General features: G+C 37.3%; 16 protein-coding genes and 3 pseudogenes. 4 read left to right on the top strand and 15 right to left on the bottom strand.

Going from position 1 to position 20,402, the window contains the following annotated elements; translation table 11 throughout:
- Positions 1 to 178 precede the first annotated feature (178 nt).
- Together HX062_RS02790 and HX062_RS02785 are read right to left on the bottom strand one after the other, a co-directional pair.
- The gene (locus HX062_RS02790; protein ID WP_286466324.1) at positions 179 to 1,273 is read right to left on the bottom strand and encodes a slipin family protein; all 1,095 of its coding nucleotides are present in this window, start codon (positions 1,271 to 1,273) and stop codon (positions 179 to 181) included.
- A gap of 796 nt (positions 1,274 to 2,069) precedes the next feature.
- Positions 2,070 to 2,633, bottom strand: a complete 564-nt coding sequence (locus tag HX062_RS02785) for a GNAT family N-acetyltransferase (RefSeq protein ID WP_286466323.1) — start codon at positions 2,631 to 2,633, stop codon at positions 2,070 to 2,072.
- A 132-nt stretch (positions 2,634 to 2,765) separates the two neighbouring features.
- On the opposite strand from HX062_RS02785, the gene HX062_RS02780 reads away from it, so the two are divergent.
- Positions 2,766 to 3,788, top strand: a complete 1,023-nt coding sequence (locus HX062_RS02780; protein ID WP_286466322.1) for a helix-turn-helix transcriptional regulator — start codon at positions 2,766 to 2,768, stop codon at positions 3,786 to 3,788.
- 175 nt (positions 3,789 to 3,963) lie between these two features.
- Positions 3,964 to 4,470, top strand: coding sequence for a DUF1648 domain-containing protein (locus HX062_RS02775; protein WP_286466321.1), 507 nt, complete (start codon positions 3,964 to 3,966; stop codon positions 4,468 to 4,470).
- Positions 4,471 to 4,568: 98 nt separating this feature from the next.
- Here HX062_RS02775 and HX062_RS02770 read toward each other — a convergent pair whose 3' ends face one another.
- From HX062_RS02770 to HX062_RS16235, 5 genes and pseudogenes are all read right to left on the bottom strand, one after another.
- Entirely contained in the window at positions 4,569 to 5,870 is a 1,302-nt protein-coding gene (locus HX062_RS02770; RefSeq protein WP_182625669.1) for a dihydrolipoamide acetyltransferase family protein, read from the bottom strand.
- 83 nt (positions 5,871 to 5,953) lie between these two features.
- Positions 5,954 to 7,123 carry a glycosyltransferase family 2 protein gene (locus HX062_RS02765; protein WP_286466320.1) on the bottom strand — a complete coding sequence of 390 codons (1,170 nt, stop codon included), beginning with the start codon at positions 7,121 to 7,123 and terminating at the stop codon, positions 5,954 to 5,956.
- Between the two features lie 114 nt (positions 7,124 to 7,237).
- Positions 7,238 to 8,917, bottom strand: coding sequence for a tetratricopeptide repeat protein (locus HX062_RS02760; protein WP_182625667.1), 1,680 nt, complete (start codon positions 8,915 to 8,917; stop codon positions 7,238 to 7,240).
- A 35-nt stretch (positions 8,918 to 8,952) separates the two neighbouring features.
- Positions 8,953 to 9,906 (bottom strand): PstS family phosphate ABC transporter substrate-binding protein, encoded by a 954-nt coding sequence (locus HX062_RS02755; RefSeq protein ID WP_182625666.1) that lies wholly within the window; start codon positions 9,904 to 9,906, stop codon positions 8,953 to 8,955.
- A 374-nt stretch (positions 9,907 to 10,280) separates the two neighbouring features.
- A pseudogene (locus HX062_RS16235) lies at positions 10,281 to 10,463 on the bottom strand (energy transducer TonB); the annotation flags it as partial.
- A 118-nt stretch (positions 10,464 to 10,581) separates the two neighbouring features.
- On the opposite strand from HX062_RS16235, the pseudogene HX062_RS16230 reads away from it, so the two are divergent.
- Positions 10,582 to 10,848 (top strand): annotated as a pseudogene (locus HX062_RS16230) (hypothetical protein); the annotation flags it as partial.
- Positions 10,849 to 10,976: 128 nt separating this feature from the next.
- Here HX062_RS16230 and HX062_RS16225 read toward each other — a convergent pair.
- The 4 genes and pseudogenes from HX062_RS16225 to HX062_RS02735 all read right to left on the bottom strand — a co-directional run.
- Positions 10,977 to 11,135: pseudogene (locus HX062_RS16225) on the bottom strand (energy transducer TonB); the annotation flags it as partial.
- 26 nt (positions 11,136 to 11,161) lie between these two features.
- Positions 11,162 to 11,707, bottom strand: a complete 546-nt coding sequence (locus HX062_RS02745) for an ExbD/TolR family protein (protein ID WP_286466317.1) — start codon at positions 11,705 to 11,707, stop codon at positions 11,162 to 11,164.
- Between the two features lie 22 nt (positions 11,708 to 11,729).
- Positions 11,730 to 12,359, bottom strand: coding sequence for a biopolymer transporter ExbD (locus HX062_RS02740; RefSeq protein ID WP_182625663.1), 630 nt, complete (start codon positions 12,357 to 12,359; stop codon positions 11,730 to 11,732).
- A gap of 61 nt (positions 12,360 to 12,420) precedes the next feature.
- On the bottom strand, positions 12,421 to 13,257 hold the full coding sequence (locus HX062_RS02735) for a MotA/TolQ/ExbB proton channel family protein (RefSeq protein WP_182625662.1): 837 nt from the start codon (positions 13,255 to 13,257) through the stop codon (positions 12,421 to 12,423).
- Between the two features lie 336 nt (positions 13,258 to 13,593).
- On the opposite strand from HX062_RS02735, the gene HX062_RS02730 reads away from it, so the two are divergent.
- A complete protein-coding gene (locus HX062_RS02730) occupies positions 13,594 to 15,156 on the top strand; it encodes a helicase HerA-like domain-containing protein (RefSeq protein WP_286466316.1) in 1,563 nt (520 codons plus the stop codon).
- A 4-nt stretch (positions 15,157 to 15,160) separates the two neighbouring features.
- On the opposite strand, the gene HX062_RS02725 is transcribed toward HX062_RS02730, so the two are convergent.
- The 4 genes from HX062_RS02725 to queA form a co-directional block, all read right to left on the bottom strand.
- Positions 15,161 to 16,507: an FAD-dependent oxidoreductase gene (locus tag HX062_RS02725; RefSeq protein WP_286466315.1), complete on the bottom strand. Its 1,347-nt coding sequence runs from the start codon at positions 16,505 to 16,507 to the stop codon at positions 15,161 to 15,163.
- Positions 16,508 to 16,801: 294 nt separating this feature from the next.
- The gene (locus HX062_RS02720; RefSeq protein WP_286466314.1) at positions 16,802 to 17,884 is read right to left on the bottom strand and encodes an agmatinase family protein; all 1,083 of its coding nucleotides are present in this window, start codon (positions 17,882 to 17,884) and stop codon (positions 16,802 to 16,804) included.
- 61 nt (positions 17,885 to 17,945) lie between these two features.
- Complete coding sequence (kynU, locus tag HX062_RS02715) at positions 17,946 to 19,226, bottom strand: kynureninase (RefSeq protein WP_182625658.1); 1,281 nt, start codon at positions 19,224 to 19,226, stop codon at positions 17,946 to 17,948.
- A 124-nt stretch (positions 19,227 to 19,350) separates the two neighbouring features.
- A complete protein-coding gene (gene queA / locus HX062_RS02710; protein ID WP_286466313.1) occupies positions 19,351 to 20,400 on the bottom strand; it encodes a tRNA preQ1(34) S-adenosylmethionine ribosyltransferase-isomerase QueA in 1,050 nt (349 codons plus the stop codon).
- Between the last annotated feature and the right edge of the window lie 2 nt (positions 20,401 to 20,402).

The raw sequence follows: 20,402 nt of genomic DNA, 5'->3' as shown, positions 1-20,402 counted from the left end.
ATTTTTTTTGATTTGTTGAACGTTAACTTTCATAGGAAAATTGATTTTTTATGGTCAACCTATGTCAGGGACGTACACTACTTACCACTCACTACTCACTTCTTACTACTTACTACTCACTTCTCACTTCTCACTACTTACTACTCACTACTCACTACTCACTACTCACTACTCACTATTAACCAAACAACGCTTTCAATTCTTTCAATACATTACCACCGCCAGACAAGCTGATTTCGCCTACTTTATCTGCAATCTTCTCTAGGTATTCCATCTCTTTCAATCGCATCAGCATTTCGTTTTCTTCCATTAATTTGGCGGTATTCAACAAGCTTCGGGTAGCAGCTGTTTCTTCTCTTCGCGTGATCATATTGGCTTGTGCCTTTTTCTCAGCAATCAAAACCTGGTTCATAATCTCTCGAATATCCCCCGGCAAGATAATATCTTTGATACCACAAGCTTTAAGGTTAATGCCCAAGGCTGAAATTTGATTGTGTACTTCATCAAAAATGGCTTGAGAGACATTTTCTTTGTTTTCCATCAATTCATCAAACGACATACGCCCGACTTTTTCTCTCAACATCAATTGCACGCTGTTGTACATTTGCTTCTCAACCTCTTTATTTTCCACATAAGCCAATAACAAATCGCGTACTTGATACACAATGTTGAAATTGATGCGCAATTGAACTTTGTCTTTGGTCAAAATTTCTTGTCCATTCATATCCATTGTTTGCTGACGCACATCGACAGAGAGAAGCTGAACTTTAATTTCATTTTTCCAATAGCAATAATCTCCTGCATTCAAAATACCTTGAAACTGTTCATCGACAAACAACAAGCCTTTTTCATTTGCACCAACGGTATACATACGCAAGAAGTTGAGCATATTCCCCTTCGTTCTAATGTTTCGCGCAATTGTTGAAGGAACTTCCAAACTGTCAATCGCATAACGCTCAAAGGTATACAATTGTGCTTCTTTCCAATAGATATAGCGCCCCGCAGCTAATGCTGTGTGAAAAATATTATTTCGATAGACCAAAACTACTTCATTATCCATCACATCTACCACCTCTAACAACGCCAGTAATGCTTCATTTTTCAACAGTGCATCCATATCTCTACGCATCGGAAATAGTTCTGCCTGATTGTATTCTACCACCTCTTTTTTTCCCCACAACCAGTATTGACCAGCGGTATATACTTTTTGCAATTCGCCTTGGTTGAATACTAAGGCCACGTGATTGGTTTTTACTTGTAACTTTCTCATCATCAATTATTTTTATTTTTTTATATCATTTATAAAAGAACAATCCTATTAGGTTTCCTTCACCATCAGCGGAAAAAGAAGGAGACGAAACAATCGAATTATTTGTCTATAGTCTGGAATCCCTCAGCAAGCAAGTGATTCGACCTATATGATCCCTAATTTTCTTCCTATCCTCTACCTTGTCTTTACAAGCTTGAGCGAAGTGTTTATTGCGTCCTTCTCCAAGAAGAACAGAAACAAACAGAAACACTAATGGACTGAACTTTTTCAAGGTGGAGATTTTTACCGAAGTTCTCCAGCTTCTCCAAAGATTGCTTTTAAGGCAATTGATATTCTACTCTACCCACTGAGTTACATTGCTATTGCAATGGTAGGATTCGAACCTACGACCCGAATATTGAAACTAAACCACTAGTCATTCTACTAAAGAACGTGAGGAGTCGAACCTCATTTTCTACTTGACCAAACAGGATAAGGTAAACGATTGTCCCTCACTTCCGCGCTATACAGAAACGCTTCCTAGGTTTGTATCTTTCGAACAGTACAAAGATGCACACCTAACTACGCAAACAATCTGCGTAGATTAAAATATTTTACACTATTATTTCAAAACATTTATTATCAACAGTTTAAAATATTAAACTACAGTACTGATTTATTAGGTACGCACATATACTGCGTAGTTAAAGAAAAATGTGACTAAAAAAACAACGAACAAAAGGCTAAAAGGAAAGAAAAACAAAAAGGGAGTCATTTTTCTTATGAAAAACACTCCCTTTTTACTTCTCGAATCGTATATCTATTCTTTTATTTGCCTCTGCATGATTTGATTGGTGTAATAACACTTCCTCACTTTAATAAAATCGGGCATACGTCCCATAACTTCAAAACCATGTTTATGATATAAACCAACAGCTGCTTTATTTTCTTCGTACACTTGAAGCCACAAAATTTCCAAGCAATCTGTAGATTTTGCCCAATCTATAACATGCTGAACAAGTAAGGTTCCTAAACCACAGCCTCTCCAATCTCTTGAGATTCCCATACCTATAATTGCAGTATGTTGCAGTGCTTTTCTTGAACTGCCTGTTACATCTATATTTCCGATTAATTGTCCGTTATGCTCTGCAACCAATAAAAGCGAATTTGAGGCTTGCTGTAAAGAAATAATCCATTGTTTGGTTTCCTCCTCTGTTTTAGTAAATTCCTCTACTTCTAAAGGAATATAATCACTGTCTTGTAAATACGTTCGAATTAATTGATTTAAAGCCTCAGCATCTTCTACTTGGGCTTCTCTAATCATTACGGCATCTTCTTGCTTTAAAAGGCAGGTTTGTGGGATAAAAGAAAAGGATTTCAACATCTCATTCGGATTTAGAACTTAAATATACACTTTTAATTCACACCTCTTGATTTTGTTTTAACAACTGCGCAATCCCTATGCGCAATCCTTTCTTTTTACTTATTTTTGAACTTGTATTTTAAATTCAATGCTATGGCTACAAACAAACTTGCCTTATTGCGCTATCGCATTCTTGATGAATGTTTACAAAACCGATTCAGAAAGTGGACGTTAGACGACCTAATCGAAAAAGTTGCCGATGGGCTATATGAGTACGAAGGAATTGATACAGGAATCAGCAAGCGCACTATCCAAATGGACATACAAACCATGCGAAGCGATAGCTTGGGGTATAACGCTCCTATTGTGGTTGTAGACCGCAAATACTACACCTATGAAGATCCCCAATACAGCATCAAAAACTCTCCGATTAATGATGCCGATATGGAGAAACTCAAAGAAGTCGTTGCCATCTTAAAGCACTTAAACGGATTTAGTCAGGTCGATGAGATGAGTGAAGTCATAGCCAAATTGGACAACAGCTTATTAACGCGAAGTACAAAAGCACCCAACTACATTCAGATGGAAGGCAATCCGTTGTTGAAGGGAATCAAGTTTATCAGCCCGTTGTACGAAGCGATTAAAAATAAACAGACCTTGCTTATTGAATACAAGTCGTTCAAGTCCAAAGAAGCATCCAAACAATTTTACTACCCTTATCTGTTGAAAGAATACCGCAACCGCTGGTTTTTGATTACCCGAAGTAGTAAAAACAAACATTTACTTACTTTGGCACTAGATCGCATTACCCATGTATATACTTTGGCCAATGAACCTTATAAAGAATACCAAGGAGTTGATTTCGACCGCTACTTTGAAGATGTATTAGGGGTAACGAAAACAGAACAAGATCGCGCACAGAAAGTTATTTTATGGGTGAATCACTATCACGCGCCTTATGTCAAAACCAAACCGATTCACAGCTCTCAACAACTGCTAGAAGAAAATGAAAAAGGAATTAAAATACGCTTAGACGTGGTACTCAATTTTGAACTAGAACGCGAGATTTTGGGGTTTGGCGAAGCGATTAAAGTACTTTCCCCTCGCCATTTACAACGCCAGATTGCCAAACGCGTAGAGAAAATGCATCAACAATATTTGAAAGAAGAACGCTAATCTACGTCAACATATAAACACTGTTGTACAGCCTTCAACTCAAATAAAAAGAAAACGATCGCAAGCTGTTTTAGACTGAAGTAATTCAACCTCACACATAGGATGAGAAATTTACATAAATTGAAATAATCTATGTATAATTCCTTTAATTAAAAAACTAAATACACTACACCTTATGGCCAAAAATCCTATTTTAAAAATCACTTCAACCTCATTAGATCGTTGTATAGATGGAATCAGCTTACTGCTATTAGTTGCCTTCCTCGGTCTAACAGCATATTATTATGCGTCATTACCTGAAACCATTCCTACGCACTACAATGCTGCGGGAGAACCTGATGCCTATGGTCATAAAGCTTCTCTTTTTCTGTTAGTGGGAATCGCCCTTTTTATTTTTATTTTATTGCGTTACTTTCAAACTAAGCCCCACCTCTATAATTATCCGACCACAATAACAGAAGAAAATGCTCAGGAACAGTACACCAAAGCCGTGCGCATGATGCGTTTTTTGAACCTTATTACCCTAGTCATTTTCTTTTATCTCCAATACCAAACCATTCAGACGGCTTTGGGGAGTAGTGAAGGATTGGGTTCGTATTTTTTGGTGATCACCTTGGCGGTCTCTTTATTGCCTTTGCTCTTCTTACTCCCATCCAAAAAGAAACAAATTACATCCAAATAAAACAAATTACAACCAAAAAAAGGGGTTATCTTATACAAGACAACCCCTACTATTTTTTAAATCTACCGTCAACTGTAAACCGTCAACTGTAAACTAAATTAAATTTCTCTATTGATATCCCAAGCTTCTAAGATATCAGCTACGCGTTTCACGAATGATCCTCCTAAAGCACCATCTACCACACGGTGGTCATAACTGTGTGATAAGAACATTTTTTGGCGGATACCGATGAAATCTCCTTCTGGAGTTTCAATAACTGCAGGTACTTTGCGAATAGCTCCTAAAGCTAAAATACCTACTTGTGGTTGGTTGATGATTGGCGTACCAAATACACTTCCAAATGTACCCACGTTTGTTACCGTATACGTTCCACCTTGTGTATCGTCTGGTTTTAGTTTACCAGCTTTTGCACGGTTTCCTAAGTCGTTTACCGCTTTAGCCATACCTACTAAATTCAATTGATCTGCGTTTTTGATTACAGGTACAATTAAATTTCCATTTGGCAATGCTGCAGCCATTCCTAAGTTGATATTCTTTTTCTTGATGATGAAATCACCATCTACAGAAATATTCATTCCTGGGAAGTCTTTTAATGCTTTAGCCACTGCTTCCATAAAGATTGGTGTGAACGTTAGTTTCTCACCTTCTCTCTTTTCGAAAGTATTTTTAACTTTATTTCTCCAGTTTACGATATTAGTAACATCCACTTCGATGAAAGACTGTACGTGAGCTGAAATTTGAACAGACTGTACCATGTATCCTGAAATCAGTTTACGCATACGATCCATTTCAACGATTTCATCTCCACCGTTTACTGATACTGGAACTGCTTTAGTAGCTGTTGCTGGAGCCGGAGCTGCTGGAGCTTTAGCAACCGCTGCTGGAGCTGCTGCTTGTGGCTGAGAGCCTCTTTGTTCAACATAAGCTAAAATATCGTTTTTCGTCACTCTGCCTTCTTTCCCTGTTCCTTGGATTGCTTCCAATTCACTCAAAGAGATCCCCTCTTCTTTTGCGATATTTTTTACTAAAGGTGAAAAGAATTTTTCAGAAGCTGAAAAATCTACTGGAGCAGCAACGTCTTGTGCCACCTGTACTGTTTGTTCTACTGCTGCAACAGTTGGAGTTGCTGTAGCCGCTGGAGTTGAAGCAACTTCTCCTCCTTCAGTTTCAATAATAGCGATCGTTTGTCCTACTTGAACAACATCGTCTACTTGAAATAATATTTCTACCAAAGTTCCCTCTACTTCTGATGGAACTTCACTGTCAACTTTATCCGTTGCGATTTCTAATACTGTCTCATCAGCCTCAATGCGATCCCCTACATTCTTCAACCAGTTTGTAATGGTTGCTTCCGCAACACTTTCTCCCATTTTGGGTAATTTCAATTCGAACTTTGCCATATTTATAACCTAAGGTTGTGTTTCTTAATTCAGATTACAAATTTAATAATATTTCGGACTTATTCCACGTAAAGATAAAATTATCATTCTTCTAAAATTATTACCGAACCTTTACTATTACTATCATTACTACCAATCAAAAACAAAGAATTTACAGGTTTAATTTTATAAATTATTTCTGATCTATAATTTTTATGCATAAAGGTAATGATCTCTTTATTAGTTAAATAATCGCCATCGAAGACAATTTCCAATAAATCGCCATTCGACTGAACTTTTTGATGAAGGATTTCTTGAAGTTTATCCAGTTGTTCAACATGTTCAATGCTTCGTTCTAACGCGCGTTCTACTTGTTTTTTAAAATGCTTATTTGGGCTAACGACTATGGTATGCGATACAATATCCAATTTAGGGCTGTGTTTCTTTTGCTTAAACAATAGAAAAACAAACGTAATAAGGCGCATTAAGAGGTCGAACAAATAGGATTTTCGAAAGTGTTTTTCATAAAAAATCTGGATGCCTCGATGGAATCGTTTGACGTATTCCAAATCTTTTATAGTGCTTTCTCCTTTGTAGTGAATCACTGTGGTGTCAGCAAAGTAAAAGTTTTCATAGCCTGCTTTTAAACTTGCATAGGACAAATCAGTATCCTCTACATACATAAAGAAACGCTCGTCAAATCCTCCTAGAGTTAAATAGAGGTGTTTGGGCATAAACATAAAAGCTCCGACTAAGATTTCCACTGCTCCACTAGTGTTTTGGGATAAATGGGCGGCATAATAGCCATTAACAATCGAACTAGTAGGAAAGAGCTTATAAAACCCCGTTACCTTCATCAAAGACCGCCAATAGGTCGGAATTCCCCTTTTTGATTCGGGTAAAAATTCCCCTCGACCATCAATCATCTTACAACCTACAATACCGAGGCCTTCCCTGCTTTTAAATAAGTGCAAGAGCTTTAAAAAACTGTCCTCTGCTACCACCGTATCTGGATTGAGAATACAGATATACTCCCCTTTTGCCTCCTGAACTCCCATATTATTCCCTTTGGGAAAACCCATGTTTTCTTTATTTTCGATATATAAAAGCTCAGGGAATAATTGTCGCATCATCTCTGCACTACCATCTTGAGAATTATTGTCCACTACGATAATCTCTGCTTCAATTGCCGTAGTTGCGGCTTGCACAGCTTTAATGCATTGCTCCAAGAAGAAACGAACGTTGTAGTTTAAAATAATTATAGATAATTGCATGTGGCAAATATAGTAGGATTAAGAAAACTTCAATAGATATAGTGTAAAAAAAAAAGGCTAATTACTTGATGTAATTAGCCTTTTACCACTAGGTATAGTTGGTATACCTATTATTTATTTACTGATTGCTTCGATTGTTTTCTTAGCAAAACTATTCGTAGGATCCAAATTTAATACTTTTTTGAATTCTGCAATAGCTTCTGTGTTTTTGTCTTTGTTAGCGTAGTAAGTAGCGATTGACGTATGCGCTTCGATAATTTGTTCTTTATTCGAAGGATCTTTCAATTCGTTCTTCTCTGCTAATACTTTTAAGAATCCTTGGTATGACTCAAACATTCTATCGTAAGCATCTACGTGATCAATGTAACGATTTGCACGTGCTCTGTAGAAATAAGCTTCTTGTGTTAATGGAGAAGCCTCAATCGTTTTAGCTAAATACGCATCTGCTTTTTTCAAAAGCTCTTCACTATCTGGACGATCTTCAGACCCTAATAGGTAGTATGAATATCCTACGTAGTAATTATCGTAAATATACCCACTTGACTCTTTAAAATCAGCCGAAATACTCAAGATATCAATTACGTTTTGGTATTTTTTCTCTCTGAATAAATCCAATCCGAAACGGTTGAATTCTCCAGCGATAGCCAACTCAACGTTGATTGCATCTTTTAAGTGGTTCAACCCTTTGTGGTAGGTTTCTTTGTTCTCCCCATAGTTCGATTGACCAATTTCAGATAACCCTAAGTACAAGTAATCTCTACCAATGGCGTTTAAACTTTTAGACTCTTTCAAATAAACTTTTAAGAACTTATCTAAAGCATCCGCACTTACGTCATAATTTTTATTTTCGTAAGCTGCATACCCTAAATATCTATGAATACGAGGATTTACACCTTTAATATCTTTCATTTGCGTAGCCACTCTTTCTAGTTCTACATAGTTTTCTGTCAGTACTAAAAAGTCTGCATAACGCATTTGAGAATCGATGGAATTATCTGTAGCTTTGATGAACTTTTTATAGTTTTCTCCCGCTTGCGCGATTAATTCTTTTTCCTGTTTAGCATTTACTTTGGACCACATATATGAAATCTCAGCGATTTCTCTATACGCAGGTGCATAATTTGGTGTCGTAGCTAATATCTCTTCACATGCCTTTATTGCATCGGCATAGGCACGTGCGCGTTTAGTAATCATGGCCATTTGCAATTTTGCCTCTACCAAAGAATTATCTAAATCATAAGCGTTTCTAAAAGAAGAATACGCATCGTTCAAATTCTTTTGCTCTAAAAAAGCACGTCCTAAAAGCAAGTGAGCTGTTGGATTGCTGTAATCTTTCGCAACAACATCAGCTGCAATTTTTTGAGCTGCCTTTGCATCTGGCATTTTAGAATTCAAATAAGCAGCGGCTACTAACAATTGCTCGTCATAATCTTTTTTTCTCATTTCCTTTTCAGCCTTTGAGAAATTAGCTACAGCCTCTGCCGCACGATTATTATCTAATTCTATTTGCCCTAGACCCACGTAATTCAAAGATCCTTTTGTTTTAGCAAGAAGTCCTTGATCAAAATAGTAACGTGCCGAATCCGATTGGTCTTCTCTTAAGAACACATCTCCTAAATAATAGTAGTTGATTCCCTCTGCAGGTTTCTTACTGATTAAATCTTTTAAAATTTCTTTAGCCTTATCAAATTGCTCTGCATTGATTGCTGTTTTTGCTTCATTAATACTTTGAGCAAAAGCAAAAGAACTACTTAAAGCTAAAGTCAACAATGAAATAGAATACTTTTTATTCATAATATATCGTTATTGTTTTATAAGTATATGTGTGTTTATTTAATTTCTTTGGTTACCACGATTTCTCTTGGTGGTGTATTGAAAGGGAATAATCCCGATTTTAAGACCACGCGTTGTCCTTTATAGCCGGCGATATATGAGGCAAAACCTGTTCCTAGTCCATTTTTTCCTTGCATATCCCAAACGTACAATTTACGAATTAACGGATAAGTACCTTCTGCAATATTGTTCTGACTGGGTTTATAATAGTGAGCATCTTTAGGATTTTTTACGGCTAATACTTTTACCTGGTCGATGTGTTTTTGAATTGCTTTAGTAGGTTGTGTCAACCAATTCAGACCAATAACCCCAATTGCTTTTGGGTTCTTCACCACATAATCAATTACCTCTTCTGTTGTATTGAGGAAGTAGGCATAATCTTTTGGAAAAGAATCAAAACCAGTGGCCTGGCGAAATGCGGAAGAAACGCTAGAATTGTAATTGTCAAACACTAAAAAAGAATCGGTGTCTTTTGCACCTCCGTGTTCAATTTGTTTTAAAATATTTTGATAGTCGACGATAGAATCAGTAGCTGATTTGTTGGTCACAAATACGATTGCATCGCTAGCAAAATGGGTTTGTTTAGGTGCAACTACGCCTTCGTAATGTTTCAATTCTTCAGCATTCATCATACGAGGCAACACAGCCACGCGAATAGAGTCGGATAGCAATAGCTGAATCACTTCTCGTTCTGACTTTGGTAGCAGATGTAGTTTGGCGCGTTTGTACTCGTTTTCGTAAAGAATCGCTACATCTTCAACGATTGGAAAAACGGACTCATCCACTCCAAGTGTAAGTGTACCACTGAGTAAAGTTTCTTCTTGCGTTGCAGGTTCACTACCAGCTTCGTTTGATGGCGTATGCTTATCCTTACATTGAAAGAACAAACTACTTGTTGCTAAAACACCAACTAAAATACCTATTCTAGCGGCGCTTTTTCTTCGAATCATATAAAACAAATTTAGAGCACAACCTAGTACGCTCATTATCTTTCGTCTAAGATAGATATTCTTTGTAAGAAGCAAAAAATAAAAGTAGTTTTTAACATAAATTGCAGACAATAAAAAAAGCTTCGAGTGATTCGAAGCTTTTTTTTAATCTTTTCCCATATTAGTATTCCACAATCGGTAGAACCTAAAAAAACCATAGACTATTAATACGATACCGAATAAGATTCGGTGCGAATCTTCCATTTGAAAGGGTATGGATTTATTTACAATCAAAGCGATACCACAAAACAAATAGAGCAGAAAAAACAATAGTCCAAAAAAGAACAAAAATCGCTGTAAAAGCGATTTTTGTTTAAAATTATTGTTAAACATTACTATTGAACTTGAATTGTAATTGGTAATGTAAACTGAGATCGAACTGTTTTACCATTTTGTACAGCTGGTTTCCACTTCGGCATATTAGACAATACGCGTACTGCTTCTTTTCCAGCACCGTAACCTGGGTCACGTACTACTTTGATATCCGTTAATGAACCGTCTTTTTCAACGATAAACATTACGATAACACGGATTGACTTCACACCTGAATCAATTTCTGGAGTTCTAAAACGCTGAATAAATTGTTTATTAAACGCTTGCATCCCTCCAGGGTATTCAGCAGGTACTTGTACAGCAATGAAAACTTCGTTTCCATCTCCATCGCCTCCTGAACCTGTTCCTTTGTCAGCATCTCCGGTTTTCTCGGTGATTTTGATTTCCCCTTTGTCCTTATCCCCTTTCATGTCCTTTTTCCCTACCTCAGCATCTTTGAAGTCCTCTTGTTTAGCGATTTCTTCTTTCACTTCCTCCTTTTTCGCAATTTCTGGTTCAGTAAACTTCTTTGTATCGTTTATTGATTTAACCTCATCTGCTGGTGGTGGTGGCGGTGGTGGCGGCACATCCTCAGGTGGTGGCGGTGGAGGGGGTGGTGTGTTATCTGGTAAATTGATATTTTCCATTTCGATAACTTTATCCAACTTATCCACCTTATTATTTCCAAAAGTTCCCTTTGCCATATCGATTAACATAGGTGAAACCAATGCTAAACCGAACAAAGCAATACCTGAAAACAACGCTACGGTTGTCACTTTTGGGTTTTCAGATCGCAATTGATATGCTCCGTAAGACTTGTTACGTCCTTCGAAGATAATATCAACCCAATCCTTTTTAAAGATATTTAATTTTGACATAATTTCTTAATTTCTCAGAACGTTAACTACTTCTCACCTAATATTTCTAAATCTTCAGGCGTGATATCTACTAGTGCATATGATTTAATACCTGAGATAGCCATCTCATCTAAAATATCAACTAAGTTGCGATATGTAGCTTTTTCACTTGCTCTGATGATTACGATCAATCCTTGATCCGCTTTTTGCGAATAAGCTAAAGCCGCTTTGTCTTTTTCTAACAAGACTTGGCGAATTCCCTCTTTTCCATAGGTTTGATCTGTTGGTCCTTCTAATGGGTTGTTAACCATCCCCATATACCATTTCAGTTTGTTATCCCCGCCAATCAGTATGGTCATTGTACGGTTCTCATCTACTTTTGTTTTTTCTTCCTCAATTTCAGTATCCGCATCCTTGTCTGGCATTGCAAGATTCATTGACTGAGGCTTATTCATAGATGTTGTCAACATAAAGAACGTAATCAATAAGAAGGCCAAATCCACCATCGCAGTTAAATCTACTCCGGCATTTTGTTTCTTACTTCTTACTTTTTTGTCCTTATTGCCTCCGCCGCCTGTATTTAATTCAGCCATTTACAGTTTAATTTTTTAATGATTAAAAATCTTCGTTTCTAAGTCCTGTAACTAAGAAGAATCTATTTACGCGTTGCTCTTGTAAGATATCGATAACGTTTTTCACTGCAGGGTAATTTGCCTCAGCATCTCCCTTAATTGCAACGTCTAACACTTTGTTATTATTTTCTTTTGCAACAATACGTGCCATCTCTACCCAATCTTTTAATTGATTATTTACAGAATCTGTTGGAATACCTGGTTGGTCTGCACCAACTTTGTTTCTAACATCTGCAGGCAGATTTAAAAATTTCTTCAATTCGTTAATAGGAGTTCCGATACCTTCAGTATAAGCAAATACTTCTTTTTCTTTATCATTAAACTCTATCTGATAACGACCACCCATTTTTTCAAGCGTAGCAATACGATCTTCTTTACCTAAAACTCCGAAGAAAACCTTTTCTTTACCTGGTTCTCCTCCAATTGTAACTGTTGCTAAGTTACTTTCTGGCAACTTCGTTTGAACGGTTGAATTGGGTGTATCTACTGGTAATGGCTCCGGAAGCTTTGCTGTCGATGTTAATACGAAGAATGTTAAGAGTAAGAATGACACGTCACACATTGCGGTCATATCTACGCTCATACTCTTCTTTTTCATTTTACCTTTAGCCATTGATAAATTCTTTTAAAGCTCCTATATCTTTCAATATAAGATATTAATACTTATTCTAAAATTATTTTACTAATCCTTTGAATCTTCTGTATGCTTGAGTAATAGCAAATCCAGCCTCATCAATTGAATAAGTTAATCTATCAATTTTTGTAGTAAATGAGTTATACATTACAATCGCTAATGTTGAAGTACCAATACCTGTTGCAGTACACACTAACGCCTCAGAAATACCTGTTGCTAATGCTGCAGAGTCAGGAGTACCAGATGTAGCTAAAGCCGAGAACGCTTTGATCATCCCTGTTACTGTACCTAATAATCCACATAATGTACCGATAGATACTAACGTAGCCAATACGATCATGTTTTTCTCTAACATTGGCATTTCAAGCGTTGTAGCTTCTTCGATTTCTTTTTGGATAGCTTCTGTAGCTTCTTCGCTATTGTATCCTTCTTTTTTCATTTGTTGATACTTCACTAATCCAGCTCTAACAACGTTAGCTACTGATCCTTTTTGAGTATCACAAGCTTCCATAGCTTCTTCGATTCTTCCTTCATTAATTGAAACTTGGATTTCTTTTACGAATTTCCCAACATCTCCTTTTCCTGAAGCTTTAGAAATCACTAAAAATCTCTCGATTGAGAAAACAATTGTCATAGTTAATAAACCAATTAACACAGCAACTACAGGACCTCCTTTATAAACCATCCCCATAAAGTTACCTGGTAGTGGGTGCCCTGCTGGATCACCATTTTCGAAGTTCGCTGGATTACCCATCACGAATTCCCAAATGATATAACCAAAAACAATACATAATACTACAGCTAACGATGCAAATAATCTACTTGCTCCTGAGCTTGACCCTACTTTTTCAACTGATTCGTTTGATACGTTTGTCATCTTTTTAAAATTTAATTCTTTTTTTTCAATTATTACTTATTACTTTTTTCACTTTTTAAAGTCATCAGTGTCGCAAATTTATGTTTTTAGATGAAATAAAAAAATTAAAATCCATTTTTTTAAAATAAGCTAACCTTGACTTAACACAAGAATATTTTATACTTACCTTAACATTAGAAAAAAAGTAAGCAGTGGTAAAGATAATAAGTCTTGTTGAATTTTACTATCTTTATTTCACCGTATAGACCATATTTAACATTTAATAATCTTAATATTTATACATATTTACTTGACTATTTGACTAATATTCCTCTTTAATTATATAAAATATACAAAATGAGCCTAGAAAATTTCAAAACTGACATCATTAATGGTTATACTCATAAAAGTGATTTTATTACCATTGGCTGTGCTAATTTGGATCAAAACATTGTCGCTGATACGTTTATCAACATTCCGCTCAAAACCTTAAACCGCCACGGTTTGATCGCTGGTGCAACGGGAACGGGTAAGACCAAAACCATCCAGGTTCTCTCCGAACAATTATCGAGCAAAGGGATTCCCGTGCTGATGATGGACATAAAAGGGGATTTTAGTGGGATTGCCCAAGCGGGGGTGGCGAATGATTTCATCAATAATCGCCATGCACAAATGAATCTACCCTTTGAACCAAGTGCTTTTCCCGTTGAATTGATGACTATTTCTCATCAAAACGGCGTGCGTTTACGCACTACAATAGCCGAATTCGGCCCTATTTTGCTCAGTCGTATCCTCGAATTAAACGACACCCAAGGAGGGATTGTTGCTTTATTGTTCAAATTTGCCAGCGATCACCAGTTAGAACTCCTCGATTTAAAGGACTTTAAAAAGCTTCTACAATACCTAACAAATGAAGGAAAAGAGGAAATTGAAAACGAATACGGTCGCATTTCTCCTGCTTCTACCAATGCAATACTGAGAAAAGTGATCGAATTAGAACAGCAAGGTGCCACATTATTCTTCGGAGAACCCTCTTTTGACGTGGGCGATTTAATGCGCTATGACGAAACTGGTAAGGGTTTTGTCAACATTGTGCGCTTAACCGATATTCAGGATAAGCCCAAACTATTCTCGACTTTTATGCTAAACCTCTTGACCCAAGTCTACAATCAACTACCGGAACAAGGAGATAGCGGACAGCCAGAATTGGTTATTTTTATTGATGAAGCTCACCTCATCTTCAACGAAGCTAGTAAGGCATTGTTAAGTCAAATTGAAACCATTGTTAAGTTAATTCGCTCTAAAGGGGTTGGTATATACTTCATTACCCAAAATCCAACGGACATTCCCAATGGTGTATTGGCTCAACTAGGATTAAAAATCCAACATGCCCTGCGTGCCTTCACCGAAAAAGACAGAAAAGCGATTAAAGCGGCGTCGGAAAACTTCCCTTCTACATCATATTACACTACCAATGAGATCATCACTCAATTGGGAACAGGAGAAGCCCTAGTAACGGCTTTAAATGAAAAGGGAATCCCTACACCTTTAGTTGTTTGCACCTTACGCGCACCAATGAGTCGCATGGATATATTGACTGAAGTCGAAATTGAAGGCATACTGTCACAGTCCAAATTGGTCAAAAAGTACAACGAGACTGTCAATCGAGAGAGTGCCTTTGAAAAATTAGAAAAACGCACTGTTCCCACGAGTGAACCAAGCGATTCTCCTAAAAATACGTCGACGGCCAAAACAAAGAAAGAAGACAATACACTAACTAAAAGCATCTTAAAAGTTGTAACAAGCGCAACTTTCATCAAAGGAGCCTTTAGTTTACTTAGCAAAGTAATGAATGGATCGAATACGTCATCTCGATCAACTAAAACGACGAAAACATCGTCTACTAGAAAACGAAAATAGAGGATTAAAATCCTCTATTTTCGTTTATCAGTTGTTTTATTTTCTCTTCTATTTCTGGACTATCCCATTTTTCTTCGATAGCTGCCATTGCCATAATAACATCCATGATTTGGGCTTGTTGGTCTCCGATAGCTAGTGCTTCTTGGTAACTTCCCTCGCTAAAGGTTACACGGTCGTATAGTGGCAACCATAGATCAGGGTATTTTTTTGCAAAGGCACTTTCTATCTTTTTGCGCAGTAAAAACATCGGGTTCGCCGTCAGTTCACTCATTTCTCTAAAATTGCGATACGAAAGTTCTGCAATTGCATCAGCATTGACTTTTCGCGCATGTTGATAGTCATCAAGTGCTCCTTCCCAATCCTGTGGATGAGCGGCCAAACAATCTAACAATACGTTGACATCTTCTAAACCGGCATTCAATCCTTGTCCATAAAAAGGAACTACTGCATGAGCTGCATCTCCAATGAGTGCTACTTTATCTTTATACACCCACGGAAAACAAGTCGTTGTTACCAGGGAATTAACCGGATTAGCCGCATATAGCTCCACTAAATCTGGCATTAGCTGCAAAGCATCGGGAAAATATGTGTCAAAAAACGCAGTAACTTCGGTATCCGTCTTGATAGAATCAAAAGACACTTCTCCTGTATAAGGCATAAACAGTGTGCAAGTAAACGAACCATCCATATTAGGTAAAGCGATGAGCATAAAGTCTTTTCTAGGCCAAATGTGAAAGGAGTTTTCATTTATCGCAAATCCGCCTTCTTTTTTAGCAGGAATAACAAGTTCTTTATACGCAATAGGTAAATACGATTGTTGGTACTCAAATCGACTGCGTCTTTGCAGGCTACTTCTCACCTTGGAATACGCACCATCGGCACCAAAGATCACATCATGTGTAATGGCTCTCCACTCTTGTTGTTCCTGTTCACTCGTATAAAGGATTCCTCTTTTACTATCTACACTCCAAATAGGCGTATTAAAAACAAACTCCACGCCTACTTCTTCCGCCCACTCAACGAGTTTCTTATTTAATCCACCACGGGAAACTGCCCAAATTGCTTCTCCGTGAATTCCATAGGGTTGCTTCTCTTCTTTCGTTAAATGATGAATAGCTCGTTGATACATTGGAATTCCAAATTGACGAATCTTTTCCTCTAAGCCCACGCGATTCAACATCTTCCAGCCTCGTGCAGAAAGTGCTAAATTAATCGACCGTCCCGAGAAATCAAGCGTGCGAATATCATCTCCTTTTTCATAAACAAAAACTTGGTGTCCTTGTTGTTTTAATGCAATGGCCAACACCGTTCCTACTAAACCGCTTCCTACAATTGCAATACTTTTCCCCATACTCCTCTTAAATATTTGAATATTTAATTTAATTACCTAATTAATATTTGATTAGTGTTTTTAGCTCTATCGATTAACGATTAACTTTAAACCACACTCTTAACAATAATGAAAAACTTAATTTGGATCATCGTTACTATACTGACTGGCTGTTGGTATATCTGTCAGTTCATCTTTTATTTTGAAGGATTGCTTGTGTATAGTTTACTTACACTGGCAATACTTTTAACCTTACTCAATCTGGTTTTGAAAGAGGGTCAAAAAAAATAATCCCTTTTTCAAGGGATTATTTTATTATTTTTCAAACGTTAATTCCTTTCCAACGGTCAATCCTTGGGATTTAGCAAATGCCCCACACATGTGGAACAAAAGTCGTGCGCCAACGTTTCCGTCCCAATCGTCTTCTCCTGGTGCAACCTCTACTAAATCCATTCCGATGATTTCTTTATTGGTTTCAGAAAGTCTCGTGATTAAATAAGTTGCTTGTTCAAAGGTCAAACCACCTGGCACGGGCGTTCCTGTATTGGGGCAGTACCAAGGTAACAAAGCATCAATATCAAAGCTAATCACTACTTTTTGCGGTAGGGAAGCGATAATTTGGTCACATTTATCTTTCCAGCTCATTCCTTCAAATTCGTCTTTTTTCAAATCTGCATCCGTATGTACCAATACGCGACCTGAGGCTTTCACTACCTCAACTTCTTGTTCACAGAAATCGCGGATTCCCACTTGAACAATTTTTTCTACTTGAGGCAATTTCAAAGTATTGAACATAATCGAAGCATGGGAATAGGTAAATCCTTCGTAAGCGTCTCTTAAATCCATGTGTGCATCAAAGTGTAAAATTCCAAATGACTCATGGTGTTTTGCTACGGCATTGTAATAGCCAAATGGCGTACTGTGATCTCCACCTAATAGGACCACGCGTTTTCCTTGACTCATCCAATTTGCAACTTTAGCTTCTACTTCTTTGTGCAGGGTGTCACAAACCTGATTAATCGTAGCTAAACTCGCTTGTAAAGCAGGGTGATCTTCTAAATTTTCTCCATTTTCTAATGCTTCGATGATTGGTTGTGCCATTGCTTTATATTTGGCACTTTGCTCTTGCCAATGGGCAGGTGCTTCATCAAAATAGATTCCTAACTTCCACAGTTCTGGATATTTTTGATGTAACAAATCTACTTGATAAGAAGCTTCTAAAATTGCTTGCGGTCCTTCTGATGCACCTGCTCCGTAACTTACCGTTACTTCCCATGGAACTGGAACCACAATAATTTCACTTTCTTCTGCTGTAAAAGGTAATCCGTAGATTGTTGCATCTGCTACCCCTGGTTGAGACGGATCAAAAGTCTCTATTTTTTGCTGCTTTGTTGACATATATACTGCTGTTATTTTTCGCTGCAAATTTATAAATTAAATCACAGCCCTACTATCTAAATTATTTCTGACTTAGAATCCCTTCTTTTAAAATTTGTCCGAAGTGATACATATCTTCGAAACTCGTGTACAAGGGTACAGGTGCTAAGCGGATCACATTAGGTTCTCTCCAATCGACAATTACTCCGGCTTCCATTAAGTAGGTAAACAGCGCTCTACCTTCTCCGTGCAACAAGATCGACAACTGGCTTGCGCGTTCGCTTTGTTCTGTTGGCGTAATAATTTCGAAATTTCCTCCAACTTCTGCACTGATCGTATTGATAATAAACGCTAAGTAAGCGGTTATCAGGTCTCTTTTTTCGATTAATCTAGGCATTCCTACTTCTGCAAAAAGCTCAACGGAAGCCAAATAAGGTGCCAAAGACAAGATGGGAAGATTGCTAATTTGCCATCCATGTGCATTTTCAATAGGATCGTAAACAGGCTCCATCAAAAAGCGTCTTTCTTTGTTGTGTCCCCACCATCCACCTAGGCGAACTAGATCTTTGTTGGTGTGGTGTTTTTCGTGAATAAAGCAACCCGAAGCATTTCCTGGTCCTGAATTCATATACTTATAGCTACACCAAGCGGCGAAATCCGCATCCCAATCGTGTAGTTCTAAATTGATATTACCTGCGGCATGTGCCAAATCCCATCCTACATAAGCACCATGTTGGTGTGCTTTTGCGGTAATGGTTTTCATATCTAATACCTGTCCTGTATAGTAATTCAATCCTCCCATCAAAACTAAAGCTAACTCATCGCCTACTTCTTCGATTTTAGCAAGGATATCTTCTAATCTAAAATTGTGTTCTCCAGGTCTGCGCTTTACTTCTACAATGACATCTTTAGGATCGAGTCCATGCCATTTTACTTGGGATTGGATTAAATATTGGTCACTTGGGAATGCTTTTTCTTCGCATAGTATCTTGACGCGTTTTCCTGAAGGTTGGTAAAACGTAGCCATCAACAAGTGAAGGTTAACCGTTAAAGTATTCATTACCGTTACTTCTGATGGCTTTGCTCCAACGATTTTACTCAAAGGTTCACTAAATCTTTCGTGGTAATCCCACCAAGGTTTATCCGCATAAAAATGGCCTTCAACCGCTAACTCCGCCCAGTCTGTCATTACTTCATTCACATACTCTACCGCTCTTTTCGGTTGAAGTCCTAGTGAATTACCCGTAAAATAAATAACTTGTTTTCCATTTACTTTAGGGAAGTTAAATTCAGTTCTATAGTTTGCCAAGGTATCTTTAGCATCGAGACTTTGAGCAAAGGCTAACGTATTCTCAAATTTCATGGTTTATAATTTTGGTTTTTGTAAAAGTAGAATTTTTATCAACATTTACACTATTTTCAAGGTATAAAAAATCCCTTGCTAAAACAGCAAAGGATTTTTTAATACTATCTTTTGTAGGTTGATTTTATAAAATCAACATTGCATCACCGTAAGAATAGAATTTGTACCCTTCTTCTACAGCTTCTTTATATGCTTTCATCATAAGATCATGTCCACAGAATGCAGAAATCATCATTAATAGTGTTGATTTTGGCATGTGGAAGTTTGTTATCATACAATCAGCAATACTAAAATCGTAAGGAGGGAAGATAAATTTATTCGTCCATCCTACAAATGGATTTAAGGTTTGACTAGAAGAAACCGAGCTTTCTAATGCACGCATACAAGTCGTACCTACTGCACAAACTCTGTGTTTTTCTTCTTTCGCAAAATTAACGATATCACAAGCTTCTTGAGACACTACGAATTCTTCTGAATCCATTTTGTGTTTTGACAAGTCTTCTACCTCAACTGGATTAAAGGTACCTAATCCGATGTGGAGCGTAATTTCTGCAAATTTAATTCCGTTGATTTCTAAACGCTTCATCAAGTGTTTAGAGAAGTGCAATCCCGCAGTTGGAGCAGCAACAGCACCTTCTTCTTTTGCATAAATGGTTTGGTAGCGTTCTGCATCTTCTGGAACAACTTCTCTATTGATGTATTTTGGAATTGGTGTTTCTCCAAGTTCCTGCAATTTTGCTCTGAACTCTTCGTAAGAACCGTCGTATAAGAAGCGCAACGTTCTACCTCTAGACGTTGTATTATCAATTACTTCAGCAACTAATGAATCGTCTTCTCCAAAGTACAATTTATTTCCAATTCGAATCTTACGCGCTGGATCAACTAAAACATCCCATAAACGTTGTTCTTCATTCAATTCGCGTAGTAAGAAAACTTCAATTCTAGCCCCTGTTTTTTCTTTATTTCCATAAAGACGTGCAGGAAATACTTTCGTATTGTTCAAAACCATCACATCACCTTCTCCAAAATAATCCACCACATCTTTGAATAGCTTGTGTTCGATCGTTCCCGTTTTGCGGTCAACCACCATTAAACGAGCTTCATCTCTATTCTCAGCTGGAAATTCTGCCAATAATTCTTCTGGCAAATCAAAATTAAAGTTTGATAACTTCATTG

Origin of the sequence: Myroides sp. DF42-4-2, from assembly GCF_030326445.1 — a bacterium.
Classification (GTDB): Bacteria; Bacteroidota; Bacteroidia; order Flavobacteriales; family Flavobacteriaceae; genus Flavobacterium.
This window is presented reverse-complemented; position numbering and strand designations above follow the sequence as displayed.